Raw genomic sequence first — 17,918 nt, 5'->3', positions numbered from 1 at the left:
AGCCGTAGCAGTGTAACCAACCCCGGCGCCGCACTCCGGGGGGATCTCGTTCCCTTCCCGTTACTGACAGAACAGGGAACGCCGGGTAGCGTCACCCTCAGTCCGCACAGGTGGACTACACCAATCCTTTACTCGGATCGTCCGGCACGTTCCTGCCGGTGGAGGGACACAACACCATGGCCACAGTCACTTTCGACAAGGCGACCCGCGTCTACCCGGGCGCCGAGAAGCCCGCCGTCGACCAGCTCCAGATCGACATCGCGGACGGTGAGTTCCTCGTCCTCGTCGGCCCCTCCGGATGTGGCAAGTCCACCTCCCTGCGGATGCTCGCGGGACTTGAGGACGTCAACGGCGGTGCCATCCGCATCGGTGACCGCGATGTGACGCACCTGCCGCCCAAGGACCGGGACATCGCCATGGTGTTCCAGAACTACGCGCTCTACCCGCACATGACCGTCGCCGACAACATGGGCTTCGCCCTGAAGATCGCCGGCGTGAACAAGACGGAGATCCGCAAGAAGGTCGAAGAGGCCGCGAAGATCCTCGACCTCAGCGCGTACCTGGACCGGAAGCCGAAGGCCCTCTCCGGTGGTCAGCGGCAGCGTGTGGCGATGGGTCGCGCCATCGTCCGTGAGCCGCAGGTCTTCCTGATGGACGAGCCGCTCTCCAACCTCGACGCCAAGCTGCGTGTCTCCACCCGTACGCAGATCGCCTCACTTCAGCGCCGGCTCGGCATCACCACCGTCTACGTCACCCACGACCAGGTCGAGGCCCTCACCATGGGCGACCGGGTCGCGGTCCTCAAGGACGGTCTGCTCCAGCAGGTCGACACCCCGCGCAACATGTACGACCGCCCGGCCAACGTCTTCGTCGCCGGCTTCATCGGCTCCCCCGCCATGAACCTGGTCGAGGTGCCGATCACCGACGGCGGTGTGAAGTTCGGCAACAGCGTCGTCCCCGTCTCGCGTGAGGCCCTCAGCGCCGCCGCCGACCGCGGTGACACCACCGTCACCGTCGGCATCCGCCCCGAGCACTTCGAGATCCTGGAGCACAACAGCGCCGCCGGCGCCTCGCTCTCCAAGGACACCCAGGACGCCCCGGCCGGTCTCGCCATCTCCGCGAACGTCGTCGAGGAGACCGGCGCCGACGGATACGTCTACGGCTCCGCCCAGGTCGGTGGCGAGCACAAGGACCTCGTCGTCCGCGTCGGCGGCCGTGCCGTCCCGGAGAAGGGCGCCGAGCTGCACGTCCTCCCGCACCCGAACGAGCTGCACGTCTTCTCGACCTCGACGGGCGAGCGCCTCTCCGACTGACGCCCCGCACCCCGCACTCCGGAACGGCCCCGCGCACACCGCGGGGCCGTTCCGTGTTTACGATTCCACGCCGATTCCTGCCCTACTCGGGATAATTCGACACGCACCGTCAACTCCGGATTCGAAAGGGCTCCTCGAACCGTCCCCCGCGCGAGTGACTAAATGTCGCCAAATCATCACCGACCGCTACGCTCGCTCGCGTGACCCACTCAGCACGCCGAATCGGCCGCACTCTCGCCCTCGTTCTGCCCGTCGTCCTGGTGCTCTCCGGAACCCTCGCGGTCACCAGCGTCCCGTGGGCGGGGCAGACCGGCGACTCGCAGATCCTCACCGCCTCCTCCCAGAACGTCTCCGTACGCGCGAAGTCACGCGCGCCCCAGGACGTCCTGCGCGACAAGCTCCTCACCGAGCTCCAGGAGAAGGACCCGGGGACCGCCCTGACCCACCTCCAGCGCGAGGTGGAGGCACGCCCGTCGCTCGCCAAGCACTGCATGTCGATCGCCCGCTCCCTGGGCCGCGCCGCCGTCGACCGCTTCGGCCCCACCCGCGCCCAGGCATACTCCCAGCCCGTCTGCGACACCTCCTTCGCCATCGGCGTCGCCCAGCAGACCCAGGGGAGCTGACCCGGCCCTCGCGGCACCCGCCGCATATCGTTCACGCCATGCATACGCCTACGTATCCGACGCAGGCCGTGGTCCTGGCGGGCGGCCAGGGCTCACGGCTGCGCCCATACACCGACGACCGCCCCAAGCCGATGGTCGAGATCCCGGGGACCGGGACCCCGATCATCGGCCATCAGCTTTCCTGGCTGGCCGCCGAGGGCGTGACCGACGCCGTCGTCTCCTGCGGGCACCTCGCCGAAGTCCTCCAGACATGGCTGGAGAACACCGAGCTGCCGCTGCGGGTCACCACCGTCGTCGAGCCCGAACCCCTCGGCCGCGGCGGCGGCCTCAAGTACGCCGCCGCCCGGCTCCCCGACCCGGATCTCCCCTGGTACGCCACGAACGGCGACATCTGGACCCGGTTCTCGCTCCGCGAGATGGCCGCCTTCCACGCCGAGCGCGACGCGGTCGCCACCCTCGCGCTGGCCCGCCCCCGGATTCCCTGGGGCGCCGTCGAGACCGACGCCTTCGGCCACATCACCGACTTCATCGAGTCGCCGCCGTCGCCGTACCTCATCAACGCGGGCGTGTACGTCTTCTCCGCGGCCTTCCGCGAGCTGCTGCCGGACCGCGGCGACCACGAGCGCACCACGTTCCCCGGACTCGCCCGAGAGCGCCGGCTGGCGGGCTTCCCGCTGCCCAACGGCGCCTACTGGCGGGCCATCGACACCGCCAAGGACCTGACCGAGGCCGCCAAGGAACTGGCCGCCCAGGGGCGTTGACCGCCCCGGCGCGTGGTGCCCGGCTGATCCGCGGCCGATGTGTGTACGGGAGCGGGCCCGGGTACGGGAGCGGGCCCCCCGCCGGCACGATGGTGACCGCCCCCCCTCGCTGAGAGGGGCACGCACAGGAGGCTGAGGGCGGCCCCAGGGCGCTCAGACCCCCCGCCGAAGCATCCCGGGCCCCCGGGGCCGACACAGCGCGCTGAGCGGCCCGGCAGGCCCCAGCGGGATCCGGTCCGGCACGAACGGGAAGCCCGGCGGACAGGACGGCATACGAAGGGGGGCGGCCACCGTGCGGTGGCCGCCCCCCTTCATCGTGCGTGCGGTCAACTCCGTCGTGCGTACGGTCAGCCGAGCAGGCCGCCAATCACCTTGCCGCCGCCCGAGGAACCGCCGCTCCCCGACCCTCCGCCGGTGGAGCCGCCACCGCTGTCGGAGCCGCCGCCCGAGCCGTTGTCGGTCGAGCCGCCGCTGCCACTGGACGACGGACCTGAGCTGCCCGACGGGGCCTCCTGCCGCGCCGGCTCCGAGCCGCGCGGCGACTGCTGCTCCCCGCTGCCGCCCGAGCGCTCCGTACGGCGCGGCCGGTCCTCGGCGGTCCGGCCCGTCTCCCGGGCCGTCTCCTGCTCCGCCGTGGGCGCCGCCGACTTCTCCTTCGCGGGGGCGTCACCCCGGGTCGCGGACGGCGTCGGCTTCTCGTCATCGCCGGACCCGCTCGGGCCCGCCGTGCTGCGCTCGCTCTTCGGCTTGTCCTTCGGCAGCGGGGAGCCGGGCAGGTGGTTGGTCGGGTCCTGGTTCGGCCCCGGCACGGTGACCAGGTCCGTGGAGCGGACCGCCCCGCCGAGCGTCGATCCGATGAGCAGGGTCAGACCGACCACCACGGTCGCGACGACGGCACCCCGCCGCAGCACCCGGTGGCGCAGCTCCCACAGCTCGGAACGCGGCCCCAGCTTGCGCCACGCCTCGCTCGCGAGCCGCCCGTCGATCGAGTACACCGGAGCACCCGCGATGATCAGCGGCGACCAGGCGGCCAGATAGATGATGTCCGGCGCGTCGTACGCCGGGACGGTCTTCCAGCTGACGGTGAGGATCAGCGCGGCCGACAGCAGCGCGCCGACGACGGCCGCCACCCGCTGCCAGAGCCCGAGGACGGTGAGCACCCCGACGACGACCTGGAGGAAGGCGACCGTGAGCCCCGCCCCCACCGGGTGGGAGAGCGCGAAGTCCCGCAGCGGCTCGGCCAGCGCCCAGGGGTGCAGCGAGTTGAGCCACTTCACCATGGAGCCGCGCTCGCCGCCGTCGAAGTAGACGGGGTCGCAGAGCTTGCCCATGCCGGCGTAGATGGAGATGAAGCCGAGGAAGACCCGCAGCGGGAGCAGCACCACGCCCAGGTTCATCCGGCGGCCGGGGTAGTAGGCGTGCCGCACGGCGTCGGCGTTCTGTCGCCGCTCGCGGTCGTCGTCACCGACGATCTCGTCCAGCTCGTCCGGGGCGTCCCGGTCGTCGCCGTACCGCGCCTGGTCGTACGAGTCGTAGGCGCCGACCGCCTGGCGCATCGGGGGCAGCAGCGGTCTGCCGGGCGAGCCGGGGGGGACGACCGGTGTCGGACGCGTGTCGTCGGAGACGTCGACGCGGGGGATCACCTGGGTCGAGCCGGGGTCGTACCCCTCATGTTCGTACGGATCGCGGTCGTACGGATCGCGGTCGGCGGTGGTGTTCCGCACGGCCTGGAGCAGGCCGGTCGCGCCGACGTCCCCGGGCGCGGATCGGCCGCTCCAGACGACGGGCGCCCGGCGCCTCGCCACCCCGGCGCCCACGACGGGGACGCGGGCGGTGTCCGCGAAGGATCGTGCGGGGCGCGGGCTCTGTGCGAGCCGCACCCGGAAGCTGGCGTGGTTCACGATGACCTGCGCGGGGTCGCAGTCGACCTTGATCATGCTCAACGCAGGCTGATCATCGAACCCGGACCGGGGCGTTCTGGTGTCCACACTCATCTAACCGAGTGACATGGGGTTTGGACACTGCCGTGACGGGCCCGATCTGTCCGAGACCCGTCAAGGCTGGTGAGAGCCCCGAAAGAGTGGCCCGGGGCCGGGTCGGACACGCGGGGAGCGGTGTGGCGGGCCGTCATCGGCCCCGCCGCGTACCCGCCATCCGGTCCCGCTCCGTAACCCTTCGGGCGGGACCGTCCCCGGCGGCCGCCTGGCCCCCGGGGCGACCGCGTCAGGCGCGGCGCTTGGCCGCCTCGTACAGCACGATGCCCGCCGCGACACCGGCGTTCAGCGACTCGGCGCCGCCCGGCATCGGGATGCGGACCAGATAGTCGCAGGTCTCGCCGACGAGGCGGGAGAGTCCCTTGCCCTCGCTGCCGACCACGATCACGACCGGACCGCCGAGGGCCTCCAGGTCGCCGACCGTGTGCTCACCGTCGGCGGCGAGGCCGACGACGGTCACGCCCGCCTTCTGGTACGACTCCAGGGCCCGGGTCAGGTTGGTCGCGCGGGCCACCGGGGTCCGCGCCGCGGTGCCCGCGGAGGACTTCCACGCGCCCGCCGTCATCCCCGCCGCGCGGCGCTCCGGCACGACGACGCCGTGGCCGCCGAAGGCCGAGACGGAGCGGACGACCGCGCCCAGGTTGCGCGGGTCGGTCACGCCGTCGAGCGCGACGATCAGCGGGTCCTCGTTGTGGTCGGCGGCGCTGGCGGCGAGGTCCTCCGGGTGCGCGTACTCGTACGGCGGGACCTGGAGGACCAGGCCCTGGTGGTTGAGGCCGTTCGTCATCCGGTCCAGCTCGGCGCGGGGCGCCTCCATGATGTGGAGCTTGCCGCGGCCGGTGGCGAGCTGGAGGGCCTCACGGACCCGCTCGTCGTTGTCGATGTACTGCTGGACGTAGAGCATGGTGGCGGGCACGCCGTCGCGCAGCGCCTCGAAGACCGGGTTGCGGCCGACGACCATCTCGGACGAGCCCTTGCCGCCGCGGCGGGCGACGGGGCGGCGGCTCGCCTGCTTGGCCTTGGCGTTGGCGACGCGGTTCTTCACATGCCCCTTCCGCGCGGACGCGGGCGGGGTCGGGCCCTTCCCCTCAAGGGCGCGGCGTCGATTGCCACCGCTGCCCACCTGCGCGCCCTTCTTGTTGGACGTGCGGCGGTTCCTGCGCTGGCTGTTCCCGGCCATGACTGCTACCTGTTTCCTGCATCGTCGTATGCGTGTACGTAAGAAAGTGTGCCGCCCGGGGCGCCGGGCGGCACATTGTCGACTGCCTGGACTGTCCCTCAGCGCGGGCCGAGCGTCCAGCGCGGCCCCTCCGGACTGTCCTCGATGACCAGACCGGACTGCTGGAGCTGGTCGCGGATCGCGTCCGCGGTGGCCCAGTCCTTGCGCGCCCGGGCCGCCTCGCGCTGCTGGAGCACCAGGCGTACGAGCGTGTCGACCGCGCCGTGCAGATCCTCGCCGCCGTCGGTCTCACCCGCCCAGTGCGGGTCGAACGGGTCGAGGCCGAGTACCCCGAGCATCGCACGCACCTCGGCGAGGCGGGCGACGGCGCTCTCCTTGTCGTCGGCGGCCAGGGCGGAATTGCCCTGGCGGACCGTGGTGTGGATGACGGCGAGGGCCTGCGGGACGCCGAGGTCGTCGTCCATGGCCTCGGCGAAGGCGAGCGGCACCTCGGCGGCCGGCTCGACCGGGCCTCCGGCCTTCTCGCAGACGCGCTGCATGAAGCCCACGATCCGGGAGAACGCGGATTCGGCCTCGCGCAGCGCCTCCTCGCTGTACTCGATCATGGAGCGGTAGTGGGGAGTGCCCAGGTAGTAGCGGAGGACGATGGGCTTCCAGTTCTTCAGCATCTCCGAGACGAGCACGGAGTTGCCGAGCGACTTGGACATCTTCTCGCCGCTCATGGTGACCCAGGCGTTGTGCACCCAGTACCGCGCGAAGTCGTCGCCGTACGCCTTGGCCTGCGCGATCTCGTTCTCGTGGTGCGGGAAGATCAGGTCGAGTCCGCCGCCGTGCACGTCGAAGGCGGGGCCCAGGTACTTGTGCGCCATGGCGGAGCACTCCAGGTGCCAGCCGGGCCGGCCGCGGCCCCAGGGCGTCTCCCAGCTGGGCTCGTCGGCCTTGGCGGCCTTCCACATCGCGAAGTCGCGCGGGTCCCGCTTGCCGGTCTCGCCCTCGCCGGACGGCTGGCGGAGGTCGTCGATGTCCTGGTTGGACAGCTCCAGATAGCCCGGGAAGGAGCGCACGTCGAAGTAGACATTGCCTTCGGCGGCGTAGGCGTGACCGCGCTCGATGAGGCCGCGCATCATCTCGACCATCTCGGTGATGTGGCCGGTGGCGCGCGGTTCATAGCTGGGCGGGAGGCAGCCGAGGGCGTCGTAGCCGGTGTTGAAGGCGCGCTCGTTCTCGTAGCCGATCGACCACCAGGGACGGTTCTGGTCCGCCGACTTCCGGATGATCTTGTCGTCGATGTCGGTCACATTGCGCACGAACGTCACGTCGTAGCCGCGGTACTCGAACCAGCGGCGCATGATGTCGAAATTCAGTCCGGACCTGATGTGCCCGATGTGCGGTGCGGCCTGCACGGTCGCGCCACAGAGGTAGATCGAGACACAGCCCGGCACGAGCGGGATGAAATCACGGATCTGCCGGGCGCTGGTGTCGTACAGGCGAATAGTCACGCAACAAGGGTAGTGGGCATACGGCAGTGCCCCGCGACCCTTGCGGGCCGCGGGGGCAACTTTGTGATGTCGTACGAGGCCGGGCCGGCTGTACGGCTGTATGGATCGTGGACGCCCCACTGTACGAGCGGCGCCCCGCCCGGCCGCGGGCACCCCTCCCGGCCTCCCGCGGGCCGGTGAACGACCCCTGAGCCGTCCCCGGTCCGCGGCTCAGATGCGACCGACGACCTTGCGCGGGGTGATCCGGACGACCACCCGCGGGTCGTCCTGATCGGCGGTCGGGTTGAACTCGGCATACCTCTTGCCGACGTACTTCACCGCCAGCTCGTCGATGAGTTCCTGGCCGCCCTCGGTGGTCAGCTCGGCGGTGCCGCGGATCTCCGCGTAGGTGTACGGGGCGTCCGCGGGCTGCACCACGACGGTCACCCGGGGGTCGCGGCGCAGGTTCTTCTCCTTGCGGCGGCCGATCGTGGTCGAGATCAACACGTCGTCACCGTCCCGCTTCACCCAGACCGGCGACACCTGGGGGCTGCCGTCCGGCTGGATGGTCGCGATGTGCACGAAGACAGGGGAGTCGAGGAGTGCCTTGAGCTCGTCCGAGAGTGTCGCGGTCATGGCTACAGCCCTTCTGGTGGTGTGCGGAGCGGTGGCTGATCGTGGAGTGATCGCCATACGCGTACCCGCGGTGTGCAGCGCGCCACACCCACCGGATATTTCCGCGGGGGGGGCATCTTCCGCCGGGAGGGGCTACCCCGGGCCCGGGGCCATCTCCGCCGAGGGGGACCCCGACCGGAAGCCCTCACGGCATCCGGGTCGGGTGCCGCCGCTTATCCCTCTTGTCCCTCGGCTTGTCCCTCCGTGCGTCCCTCCGCACGGAACACCAGCGCCGTGGCGATGGCCGCGAGTCCCTCCGCCCGGCCGGTGAGGCCCAGGCCGTCGGTGGTCGTGCCGGAGACCGAGACCGGGGCGCCGATCGCCGCGCTCAGCGTCTTCCGCGCCTCGTCCCGACGCCGTCCGATCTTCGGCCGGACACCGATCACCTGGATGGCGACATTGCCGATCTCGAAACCCTCGGCCCGGACGATCCGCGCGGCCTCCGTGAGGAGGGTGACGCCGGAAGCGCCGGACCACTCGGGCCGGTCGGTGCCGAAGTGGGCGCCGAGGTCGCCGACGCCCGCGGCGGAGAAGAGGGCGTCACAGGCGGCGTGCGCGGCCACATCGCCGTCGGAGTGCCCGGCGAGACCGTCCTCGCCCTCCCAGAGGAGCCCGGCGCACCACAGCTCCCGGCCCGGTTCGAAGGCGTGCACATCGGTCCCGATGCCAACCAGCGGGACGGTCGGGCGGCTGCTAGAAGCCATCGTTGGCCCTCCTGCGGGCGAGTACCGCTTCGGCGAGTACGAGATCGAGTGGACGGGTCACCTTGAACGCCTCCTCGTGCCCCGGCACGACGACGACGCGCTGCCCGAGCCGCTCGACCAGGCCCGCGCAGTCGGTCGCGTCCTCGCCCTGCGCCTCGACGGCGCCGTGCGCGCGCACGAGGGTGTCACGGTCGAAGCCCTGCGGGGTCTGTACGGCGCGGAGGCGGGCCCGCTCGGGCGTGGCGACGACCGGCTCCGGCTCGCCCCGCTCCCCCGGCACGACCTCCTTGACGGTGTCCGCCAGCGGCAGCGCGGGCACGACGGCCGGCGCACCGTCCCGGACCGCCTCGATGACGCTGTCGACGGTGTCGACGGGCACGAGCGGGCGGGCGGCGTCGTGGACGAGGACGATCGTGATGTCGTCGGGGAGTGCGTCCAGTCCGCGCCGTACGGACTCCTGACGGGTCTCACCCCCGGGCACGACGACGACATCGGTGCGGTCGGGCAGGGCGACTTCGGTGAGCAGGTTCCGCACGGCGGCCGTGGCCGCTTCCTCGGGGGGCGCGACGACCACGACGAGGGAGACCGCACGGGAGGCGGCCATGGCGCGTACGGCGTGCACCAGCATGGGTGTGCCGTTGAGCGCCCGGAGCGCCTTGGGGGCGCCGGGGCCCAGGCGGACCCCCCGGCCGGCGGCCGGGATCACCGCGGCGGTACGGGGCGGAAGCGGTTCGTCTGACATCGGTTGCACTCCGGCAGGTTTGTTTCCTCGGCCGACATGGGTATGGCCACAGCGTGCCGGGCGCGACGCCTTGACGGACCCTTCCGTGACCACTGGTCTGCGCCAGCCGTCCGGGCCCGGCACACCACAGCGGACAGCTGCCGCTGTGGGTGGGACCGTGGCAGGCGCGACCGCTGTGCATGGGACAGCCGCATACGGGTACAGGTGCATACGGAAAACAGGTGCATACAGGTACTGCCAGGCAGGACCAGACACGCCTTGGTACAGAAGTGTCGCGTCAGGAATGTCGCAGCATGAAGTGTCGCAGTCGGACATGCCGCAGCGCCCGGCGACAGACCGTGATCAATGGTGATCATGACATGTCAGCGGGCACCGCAGCAGTTCTGATGGTCCGAGGTTGATGATCCGGAGCTGATTTCCAGGGGCTGGCCCCCGAACATTCGGGCTGACCCCGAATATCCCCGGATGCTCATCCAGCCGTGGATGTCCAGATGACTGGATCTCCAGGCGACCTCGGATATCCAGGTGTCAGGACGCGAGGACCTCGTCAAGCAGGGCTTCGGCCTTGTCTTCGTTGGTGTTCTCCGCGAGGGCCAGCTCGCTCACCAGGATCTGGCGGGCCTTGGCGAGCATCCGCTTCTCACCCGCGGAAAGACCGCGCTCGCGCTCACGACGCCACAGGTCGCGCACTACTTCGGCGACCTTGATGACATCGCCGGAGGCGAGCTTCTCCAGATTTGCCTTGTAGCGACGGGACCAGTTCGTCGGCTCTTCGGCATACGGTGCGCGCAGCACCTCGAAGACCCGGTCGAGCCCGTCCTGACCAACCACATCGCGTACGCCGACGAACTCCGCATTGTCCGCGGGCACGCGAACCGTCAGGTCGCCCTGGGCGACCTTGAGCACCAAGTAGGTCTTGTCCACGCCTTTGATCTGGCGAGTTTCGATGGCCTCGATCAGCGCGGCCCCGTGATGGGGATAGACCACGGTGTCGCCAACCTTGAACGTCATGTGACAGGTACCCCTTCCGTGGCTATCCAGGGTAACACGGATACAGCTTCTACTGAATGGCGTTTTCGCAGGTCAGGGCATATCTCGGGGCTTGACAACAGCGCCAGGATCGTGCTGCGAACGACTTCCGGAAGGAGGTATTCGCAGGTGGGAGCCGTTGCACAGGGGCCCGCAAACACGGCCGCCCACCGGGGCGGAGGGCCCTGGAGCGTGGATAAACGTCCCGATTTGCCGGGTTCTCGGTGCGAACTCCCCCTACTCCGTTCGGGTGTCGGTCACCCGTTCGGCCGGATGTGGCGGAGAATCCGAAATTGATCAACGAAGACAAGCCGAAGGTATGCCCAGGGTATTCGGAAGGAAATACGGGTCCGGCACCGTGACCACCGAGCGGGACCCCGGCCGGGACCGTACCGGGAATTGATCACCACGGATATCCGAACGGTGCGTGAAACACCGCGTCCGAAACTTCGGTGGGGCGGCCACACGAGCGGTACGGAACGCTCACGGAAGTCGCCGGGGTCGCGTCTTCGGCCCGCCTCCGCCACGCCTACGCCACGCCTCCGCCGCAAAGGGGCGGGTCGGGTGCGGGGCGAGAGCGGTGGCTCTGTAATCTGACGGCGAACTGACGTGATCCAGACGTATCGCGAACTAGCGCGGTCCCGCCAGGCATTACGCCGGTTCGTACGCCCCGTCAACCGTCAGTTCCGTACGTGCAAGGAGATGCCGCCGCCGTGAGCCTCCCCCAAACTCCGTCCGGGAGCGCCCCCCGCCTGCGCCGCGGCGCCCTCGCCGTGACCGCCGTGGCGCTGTCGCTCACCGCGCTCACCGCCTGCGGCGCGGGCAACAACGCGCAGACGCTCGGCATCAAGCCGGACACCGCGGAGGCGACGGTCGACACGATCAGTGTCCAGAACGCCAACGTGATCACCCAGCCGAAGGCGTCCACCGAGGGTCCCGCGGTGATCTCCGCGACGATCTTCAACGCGGGCCGCAAGGCGCAGACGATCGACGCGATCAGCCTGACGGGCGACGCGGGCTCGGTGAAGCTGACCCCGGCCGAGGGCACCGGCCCGATCACCGTCCCGGCCGAGGGCTCGGTCGTCATCGGTGGCAAGGGCAACGCGTCCGCCGTGGTCGAGAACGGCCTGGCGCTGACGAAGAACATCGGCGGCGTGCAGAAGACGGTCTTCCGCTTCAGCGAGACCGGCGAAGTGAAGCTCAACGCCTTCGTGGTGCCCGCGACCGAGTACTTCAAGGGCTTCGGCCCCAGCTCGCTCCCGAAGCCGCCCGCCGCCCCTTCGGGGTCGCCGTCCGGCGAGCCGTCGGAGTCGGCGAGCGGTCAGCCCGGCACCGAAGGCGAGCAGGGCACGGAGCAGGGCACGGAGGGTGAGCCGGGCGACGGCACGTCGTCCGAGCCGGGCACGCCGGCCTCGGAGTCCGCCGACTCCACGGGCTGACCCCCGCACCGCCGTACACACGCACCGAAGCGGGGCGCCCCACCGGAGATCCGGTGGGGCGCCCCGCTTCCGTCTGCCGGCTCCACCGGCCCCGTGAGCGCTGTCCCGGGACGGCGGCACCCGCCGCTCCCCGAGGCCCCGCGGAGCGGCCCGGGCCGGCCTACGGCTCGAACTTGTAGCCCAGGCCCCGGACCGTCACCAGATAGCGCGGGGCGCCCGGATCCGGCTCGATCTTGGCGCGCAGCCGCTTGACGTGGACGTCGAGGGTCTTGGTGTCACCCACGTAGTCCGCGCCCCAGACGCGGTCGATGAGTTGCATCCGGGTCAGCACCCGGCCCGCGTTGCGCAGCAACATCTCCAGCAGGTCGAACTCCTTCAGCGGGAGGTCGACCTTGCCCCCGGAGACGGTGACGACGTGCCGGTCCACGTCCATCCGGACCGGACCCGCCTCCAGGGCCGCCGGAGTGACCTCCTCCGGCTCCCCGCGGCGGCGCAGCACCGCGCGGATGCGGGCGACCAGCTCCCGCGAGGAGAACGGCTTGGTGACGTAGTCATCGGCTCCTATTTCGAGACCGACCACCTTGTCGATCTCACTGTCCTTGGCGGTCACCATGATCACTGGGACGTTGGACCGGCCGCGAAGCTGACGGCAGACCTCGGTGCCGGGGAGACCTGGCAGCATCAGGTCGAGGAGGACGAGGTCGGCGCCGTTGCGCTCGAACTCGTCGAGTCCCTCGGGGCCGGTGGTCGCGACGGCGACCTCGAAACCCTCCTTGCGGAGCATGTAGGACAGGGCGTCGCTGAAGGATTCCTCATCCTCGACGACGAGCACTCGGGTCACGGAAGGACCTCCGGGGCAGGGATGTCGGTGTGCGGATCGTTGGCATGGGGCCGGTCACCGGTCGCGGCGGAGCGGCCGGCGGCGGAGTCGTCGTGGTTCGACGCGGAGCCGTGGGTCCCGTGATCTGTGGGGGGTCCGTGGTCCGTCGTGCGGTGGGGGCCGTGCTCTGTGGCGTGGCGGAATCCATGGTCCGTGGGAGCACCATGGTCCCGGTGGTCACCGTGGTCCATGGGGGAAGCGTGATCCTTGAGGGAAGCGTGGTCCACCGTGTTGCGGATTCTGGCGCGGTCCCTTATGGCGCCCGCCTCGGGGAGCCGCAGGGTGAAGGTGGAGCCCTGTCCCTCGGAGCTCCACACCGTGACCTCCCCGCCGTGCGAGGCGGCCACGTGCTTGACGATCGCCAGCCCGAGGCCGGTGCCTCCGGTGGCGCGGGAGCGGGCGGGGTCGACGCGGTAGAACCGCTCGAAGATCCGCTCGCGGTCCCGCTCGGAGATGCCGATGCCCTGGTCGGTGACGGCTATCTCGATGAACACCCCGGAGCTGCCGCCCTGGAAGGCCCCCGGCGCCGGGACCCGGCGCGCGGAGATGCCGACGCGGGTGCGGGCCGGGGAGTAGTTGACGGCGTTCTCCACCAGATTGCCGAGGGCCGCGGCGAGCTTGCCGCGGTTGCCCCAGATGTGCAGGTCGGCGGTGCCTCCGCTGACCACGGTGATCTGTTTGGTGGAGGCCGGGTGCCGGGACCGGTCGATGGCCTCGGCGACCAGCTCGTCGACCCGGACCGGCTCGGCGTCGTCCAGCGGGTCGTCGTTCTGCACCCGCGAGAGATCGATCAGTTCCTGTACGAGGTTGGTGAGCCGGGTCGCCTCGATCTGCATCCGGCCGGCGAAGCGGGAGACCGCCTCGGGGTCGTCCGAGGCGTCCATGACCGCCTCGGAGAGCAGGGAGAGCGCGCCCACCGGGGTCTTCAGCTCATGGCTGACGTTGGCGACGAAGTCGCGTCGGACGGCCTCGATGCGGCGGGCCTCGGTGAGGTCCTCGACCAGGAGGAGGACGAGGCGGGAGCCGAGCGGGGCGACGCGGGCGGAGACGGCGAGCGCCTCGCCGCGGCCCGCCCGGCGGGGGAGATCCAGTTCGACCTGACGTATCTCTCCGTCCCGGCGGGTGTCCCGAGCCATTTGCAGCATCGGCTCGACCGTCAGTTTTCCGCCACGGACCAGCCCGAGGGCGTAGGCCGCGGAGCTGGCCTTGACGACGGAGTCGCTCTCGTCGAGGACGACCGCGGAGGAGCGGAGCACGGAGAGCACCGTATCCACTCCGGGGGGCAGTACAGCGTCGGTATGCAGCGAGGTACGGGTGGGTCGGCGCTGTTCCCGCTCGCTCCAGCGGAACGCCAGCATGGCGATGACGCCGGTCAGGAGACCGCCGAGCGCCGCCAGTGCGGCCACCGCCGCGTTCACGTCCATGGTTCCAGGTTATGCGTGGTCACGGACATGCTCACAGCCAATCGGGTGGCACCTCGAACAGTCGTCGCCCAGAGTTCACCGGGGTGACGGAGTGGGTTCATTTGGCCGGGAGGCCCCGGACGCGTTCCGGACTCACCGTGGGAGCGTGGGGGCCGGAGCCACATTCGGACCTCTGTTCATATTAGGAAAGGGAACTCGATGCGGGACGCGTACCACGAGGAACTGGACTCCATCGGCGAGGACCTGGTCGAGATGGCCCGACTCGTCGGATCCGCGATCGGGCGCGCCACCACGGCCATGCTCGACGCCGATCTGAAGCTGGCCGAAAATGTTATTGCCGCAGATCAGAAGGTCGATGATCTTCAGCACGATCTGGAGGCGCGGGCCATCGCCCTGCTCGCCCGCCAGCAGCCCGTCGCCACGGATCTGCGGATCGTGGTGACCTCCCTGCGGATGAGCGCCGACCTGGAGCGCTCGGGCGACCTGGCCCAGCACGTGGCGAAGCTCGCCCGGCTGCGCTTCCCCGACGCGACGGTCCCGCAGGACCTCCAGGCGACGATCCTGGAGATGGGCCAGCTCGCGCAGCGCCTGATGGCGAAGGCCGCCGAGGTCATCGTCACCAAGGACGTCGATCTGGCGCTCCAGCTGGAGACGGACGACGACGAGATGGATCTGCTGCACCGCCATCTCTTCCAGCACCTGATGGACGACCGCTGGAAGCACGGCATCGAGACGGCGGTGGACGTGACGCTGCTGGGCCGCTACTACGAGCGGTTCGCGGACCACGCGGTGTCGGTGGCGAAGCGGGTGGTCTACCTGGTGACGGGCGAGCACGCGGACGAGCTGCAGCCGATGACACCGGTGGAGGGCGCGTAGGGAGCTGATGGGCGGCGGGTGTGCCTCCACGCGCTGTTGATGCGCCCGCCGCGCCGGGCATGAGATGGCCAGCGGCGATCCGCCCCGGGCGCCGTGCCGCACCGCTGAGCGAGCGCCCCGTACGACTCGTACGCCCCAGCACGACTCGTACACCTCGTACCTTTCGTACGCCCCGTACGTCCGGTACGCCGCCTGCCCTGTACGTCTGTACGTCCCAGAGGAGGAACCCATGGCCGATTCCCCCAGGACAGACCCCGCGCGGGAGCACCCGGTGGAGGTGGTGCTCCCGCCCGTTCCCGGCGCGTGCGGCTGCGGCTCGGGCTGCGGCTGCGGCTGCCAGTCCGGCGGACCGTGCCAGTGCGGCGGCTGCTGCGGCTGACACACGCACGGGCCCCCGGCCGTCCCGTACGGCAGCCCGGTCCCGTACCGACGTATGGGCCCCGTCCGAACGCCGGACGGGGCCCATACGTACGAGGATCGACTACTTCTTGCCCTGGTTCTTCACGGCCTCGATCGCCGCGGCGGCGGCGTCCGGGTCGAGGTAGGTGCCGCCCGGCTTGACCGGGGTGAAGTCGGCGTTCAGCTCGTACACCAGCGGGATGCCGGTCGGGATGTTCAGGCTCGCGATGGCCTCGTCGGAGACGCCGTCGAGGTGCTTGACCAGTCCGCGCAGCGAGTTGCCGTGCGCGGCGACGAGGACCGTGCGGCCCGCGAGGAGGTCCGGGACGATGCCGTCGTACCAGTACGGCAGCATCCGGTCGACGACGTCCTTCAGGCACTCGGTGCGGGGACGCAGCTCCGGCGGGATCGTCGCGTAGCGCGGGTCGTCGCTCTGCGAGAACTCGGTGCCGTCCGCCAGCGGCGGGGGCGGGGTGTCGTAGGAACGGCGCCAGAGCATGAACTGCTCCTCGCCGAACTCGGCCAGCGTCTGGGCCTTGTCCTTGCCCTGGAGGGCGCCGTAGTGGCGCTCGTTCAGCCGCCAGGAGCGGTGCACGGGGATCCAGTGGCGGTCCGCGGCCTCCAGCGAGAGCTGGGCGGTGCGGATGGCGCGCTTCTGGAGCGAGGTGTGCAGTACGTCGGGGAGCAGGCCGGCGTCCTTGAGCAGCTCACCGCCGCGGACCGCCTCCTTCTCGCCCTTCTCCGTGAGGTTGACGTCCACCCAGCCGGTGAACAGGTTCTTCGCGTTCCATTCGCTCTCGCCGTGGCGGAGGAGGATCAGCTTGTACGGTGCGTCGGCCATGTGTCCGAGCCTAATGGACGCGCGCACTCTCCTCGATTGACGGTCCGTGTCAACCCACTGGCGCCCGGCACCCGGCCGTATGTAAGTTCCCCGTACCTATTGAGCCTCTTACCGAGGCGTCTGTTCAGTCATTGAGGGTCCTGGGGGGACATATGCCCGTAGCCGGTCTGCGACGCGCCGTGAGGGAGACCGTCTCGGGACTGCCGCCGGCGTTCTGGTGGCTCTGGACCAGCACCCTCGTCAACCGGCTCGGGGCCTTCGTCTCCACCTTCCTCGTGCTCTACCTCACCGCCGAACGGGGCTACTCGGCCGCGTACGCCGGGCTGGTGGTCTCGCTCTACGGGCTCGGCGGCGTGGTCTCCTCCCTCGGCGGCGGGGTGATGGCCGACCGGCTCGGGCGGCGGCCCACCCTGCTGATCGCCCAGGGCTCGACGGCGGTCTCGGTCGCGGTGCTCGGCTTCGTCCAGCACCCGGTGGCCATCGCCGCCGTGGCGTGTCTGGTGGGCATGGCGACCAACGCCTCCCGCCCCGCCGTCCAGGCGATGATGGCGGACATCGTCCGGCCCGAGGACCGGATACGGGCCTTCTCCCTCAACTACTGGGCGATCAACCTCGGCTTCGCGATCTCGTCGGCGGCGGCCGGCTTCATCGCCGCGTACAGCTATCTCGCGCTCTTCCTGATCGAAGGCGCCATGACACTGGCGTGCGCGATCGTCATCTTCGTGAAGCTGCCGGAGTCCCGCCCGGAGCGGACGGCGGCGGTGGACACGGCCGAGGCCGAGGTCAGCCTGTGGACCGTGCTGCGGGACGGACGGTTCATGAGCATGGTGGTCCTGGCGTTCGTGATCGCGCTGATCTTTATGCAGGGGATGGTCGGACTGCCCCTGGGGATGGGCGCGGACGGCTATTCGTCGTCCGACTACGGACTGGTGATGGCGGTCAACGGGGTACTGATCGTGACGCTTCAGATCCCGGTGACCCGATTCATCGAACACCGCGACCCACGACGGCTGTTGATCGTCTCCGCGCTGCTCGCGGGGTACGGATTCGGGCTGACCGCCTTCGCCGGTTCGCTCGGGCTGTACGTACTGACGGTGGTGGTGTGGACGCTGGCCGAGATCGTCAACGCGCCGACGCAGACGGGCCTGGTCGTCCGGCTCTCCCCGGTGCACGGACGCGGACGCTACCAGGGCATGTACACCCTGACCTGGTCGGTGGCGACCCTGCTCGCGCCCCTGGTGGCCGGGTTCATCATCGACGGGTACGGGGCCGAGTGGCTGTGGGCGCTCTGCGCGGTGCTGGGGACGGCGGCGGGCGCCGGGTACTGGGCGCTGATGCGGAACCTGCCGGAGGCGGGCGGGGCGGCGGGCTCGGAGCCGGTGGCGGGCGCGGGGGCGCCTGCGGTGACAGTGGCGGGGGCGGGGTCGCTTGCGGAGTCGGTCGAGGGGGCGGGCGCGGGGGTGCTCGCGGGCCCGGTGGCTGATGCGGTGCCGCGCCCGGAGTTGCTCAAGGGCGCGGAGTCGCGGGAGGACGCGGCGCGTTGACCGTACGGGGGCTACG

General features: G+C 70.5%; 16 protein-coding genes. 6 read left to right on the top strand and 10 right to left on the bottom strand.

The annotated features are described in order from the left end of the window. Window positions 1-176 precede the first annotated feature (176 nt). The 3 genes from ACH4S7_RS30620 (at window position 177) to ACH4S7_RS30610 (ending at window position 2,697) form a co-directional block, all read left to right on the top strand. Complete coding sequence (locus tag ACH4S7_RS30620; RefSeq protein ID WP_398524593.1) at window positions 177-1,313, top strand: ABC transporter ATP-binding protein; 1,137 nt, start codon at window positions 177-179, stop codon at window positions 1,311-1,313. A gap of 200 nt (window positions 1,314-1,513) precedes the next feature. Then, window positions 1,514-1,936, top strand: a complete 423-nt coding sequence (locus ACH4S7_RS30615; protein ID WP_398524592.1) for a hypothetical protein — start codon at window positions 1,514-1,516, stop codon at window positions 1,934-1,936. Window positions 1,937-1,974: 38 nt separating this feature from the next. Further along, window positions 1,975-2,697, top strand: coding sequence for an NDP-sugar synthase (locus ACH4S7_RS30610; protein ID WP_398524591.1), 723 nt, complete (start codon window positions 1,975-1,977; stop codon window positions 2,695-2,697). Window positions 2,698-3,044: 347 nt separating this feature from the next. Here the strand turns inward: ACH4S7_RS30610 and ACH4S7_RS30605 are convergent, their stop codons facing one another. The 7 genes from ACH4S7_RS30605 to ACH4S7_RS30575 form a co-directional block, all read right to left on the bottom strand. Beyond that, window positions 3,045-4,634 carry a DoxX family protein gene (locus ACH4S7_RS30605; RefSeq protein ID WP_398524727.1) on the bottom strand — a complete coding sequence of 530 codons (1,590 nt, stop codon included), beginning with the start codon at window positions 4,632-4,634 and terminating at the stop codon, window positions 3,045-3,047. Between the two features lie 286 nt (window positions 4,635-4,920). Continuing rightward, window positions 4,921-5,871 carry a 23S rRNA (guanosine(2251)-2'-O)-methyltransferase RlmB gene (gene rlmB, locus ACH4S7_RS30600; protein WP_398524590.1) on the bottom strand — a complete coding sequence of 317 codons (951 nt, stop codon included), beginning with the start codon at window positions 5,869-5,871 and terminating at the stop codon, window positions 4,921-4,923. A gap of 98 nt (window positions 5,872-5,969) precedes the next feature. Further along, the gene (gene cysS / locus ACH4S7_RS30595; protein WP_398524589.1) at window positions 5,970-7,370 is read right to left on the bottom strand and encodes a cysteine--tRNA ligase; all 1,401 of its coding nucleotides are present in this window, start codon (window positions 7,368-7,370) and stop codon (window positions 5,970-5,972) included. A 210-nt stretch (window positions 7,371-7,580) separates the two neighbouring features. Further along, entirely contained in the window at window positions 7,581-7,985 is a 405-nt protein-coding gene (locus ACH4S7_RS30590; RefSeq protein WP_398524588.1) for a PPOX class F420-dependent oxidoreductase, read from the bottom strand. Window positions 7,986-8,197: 212 nt separating this feature from the next. Continuing rightward, window positions 8,198-8,728: a 2-C-methyl-D-erythritol 2,4-cyclodiphosphate synthase gene (ispF, locus tag ACH4S7_RS30585; protein ID WP_398524587.1), complete on the bottom strand. Its 531-nt coding sequence runs from the start codon at window positions 8,726-8,728 to the stop codon at window positions 8,198-8,200. Next, entirely contained in the window at window positions 8,718-9,470 is a 753-nt protein-coding gene (gene ispD / locus ACH4S7_RS30580; RefSeq protein ID WP_398524586.1) for a 2-C-methyl-D-erythritol 4-phosphate cytidylyltransferase, read from the bottom strand. Before ispD ends, ispF begins: the two co-directional genes overlap by 11 nt. A 528-nt stretch (window positions 9,471-9,998) precedes the next feature. Continuing rightward, window positions 9,999-10,481 (bottom strand): CarD family transcriptional regulator, encoded by a 483-nt coding sequence (locus tag ACH4S7_RS30575; RefSeq protein ID WP_003953493.1) that lies wholly within the window; start codon window positions 10,479-10,481, stop codon window positions 9,999-10,001. A gap of 731 nt (window positions 10,482-11,212) precedes the next feature. Here ACH4S7_RS30575 and ACH4S7_RS30570 point away from each other — a divergent pair. Continuing rightward, window positions 11,213-11,938 carry a DUF461 domain-containing protein gene (locus ACH4S7_RS30570; protein WP_398524585.1) on the top strand — a complete coding sequence of 242 codons (726 nt, stop codon included), beginning with the start codon at window positions 11,213-11,215 and terminating at the stop codon, window positions 11,936-11,938. A gap of 160 nt (window positions 11,939-12,098) precedes the next feature. Here ACH4S7_RS30570 and ACH4S7_RS30565 read toward each other — a convergent pair whose 3' ends face one another. Together ACH4S7_RS30565 and ACH4S7_RS30560 are read right to left on the bottom strand one after the other, a co-directional pair. Then, on the bottom strand, window positions 12,099-12,779 hold the full coding sequence (locus ACH4S7_RS30565; RefSeq protein ID WP_018847140.1) for a response regulator transcription factor: 681 nt from the start codon (window positions 12,777-12,779) through the stop codon (window positions 12,099-12,101). Further along, a complete protein-coding gene (locus ACH4S7_RS30560) occupies window positions 12,776-14,242 on the bottom strand; it encodes a sensor histidine kinase (RefSeq protein ID WP_398524584.1) in 1,467 nt (488 codons plus the stop codon). Before ACH4S7_RS30560 ends, ACH4S7_RS30565 begins: the two co-directional genes overlap by 4 nt. A gap of 198 nt (window positions 14,243-14,440) precedes the next feature. Here ACH4S7_RS30560 and phoU point away from each other — a divergent pair, with 198 nt between their 5' ends. Then, entirely contained in the window at window positions 14,441-15,118 is a 678-nt protein-coding gene (gene phoU / locus ACH4S7_RS30555) for a phosphate signaling complex protein PhoU (RefSeq protein ID WP_398524583.1), read from the top strand. 481 nt (window positions 15,119-15,599) lie between these two features. Here phoU and ACH4S7_RS30550 read toward each other — a convergent pair whose 3' ends face one another. Beyond that, on the bottom strand, window positions 15,600-16,358 hold the full coding sequence (locus ACH4S7_RS30550) for a phosphoglyceromutase (RefSeq protein ID WP_398524582.1): 759 nt from the start codon (window positions 16,356-16,358) through the stop codon (window positions 15,600-15,602). 152 nt (window positions 16,359-16,510) lie between these two features. Here ACH4S7_RS30550 and ACH4S7_RS30545 point away from each other — a divergent pair, with 152 nt between their 5' ends. Further along, window positions 16,511-17,902 (top strand): MDR family MFS transporter, encoded by a 1,392-nt coding sequence (locus ACH4S7_RS30545; protein WP_398524581.1) that lies wholly within the window; start codon window positions 16,511-16,513, stop codon window positions 17,900-17,902. Window positions 17,903-17,918: the final 16 nt, after the last annotated feature.

Origin of the sequence: Streptomyces sp. NPDC020965, assembly GCF_044333555.1 — a bacterium.
Taxonomy (GTDB): Bacteria; Actinomycetota; Actinomycetes; order Streptomycetales; family Streptomycetaceae; genus Streptomyces.
This window is presented reverse-complemented; position numbering and strand designations above follow the sequence as displayed.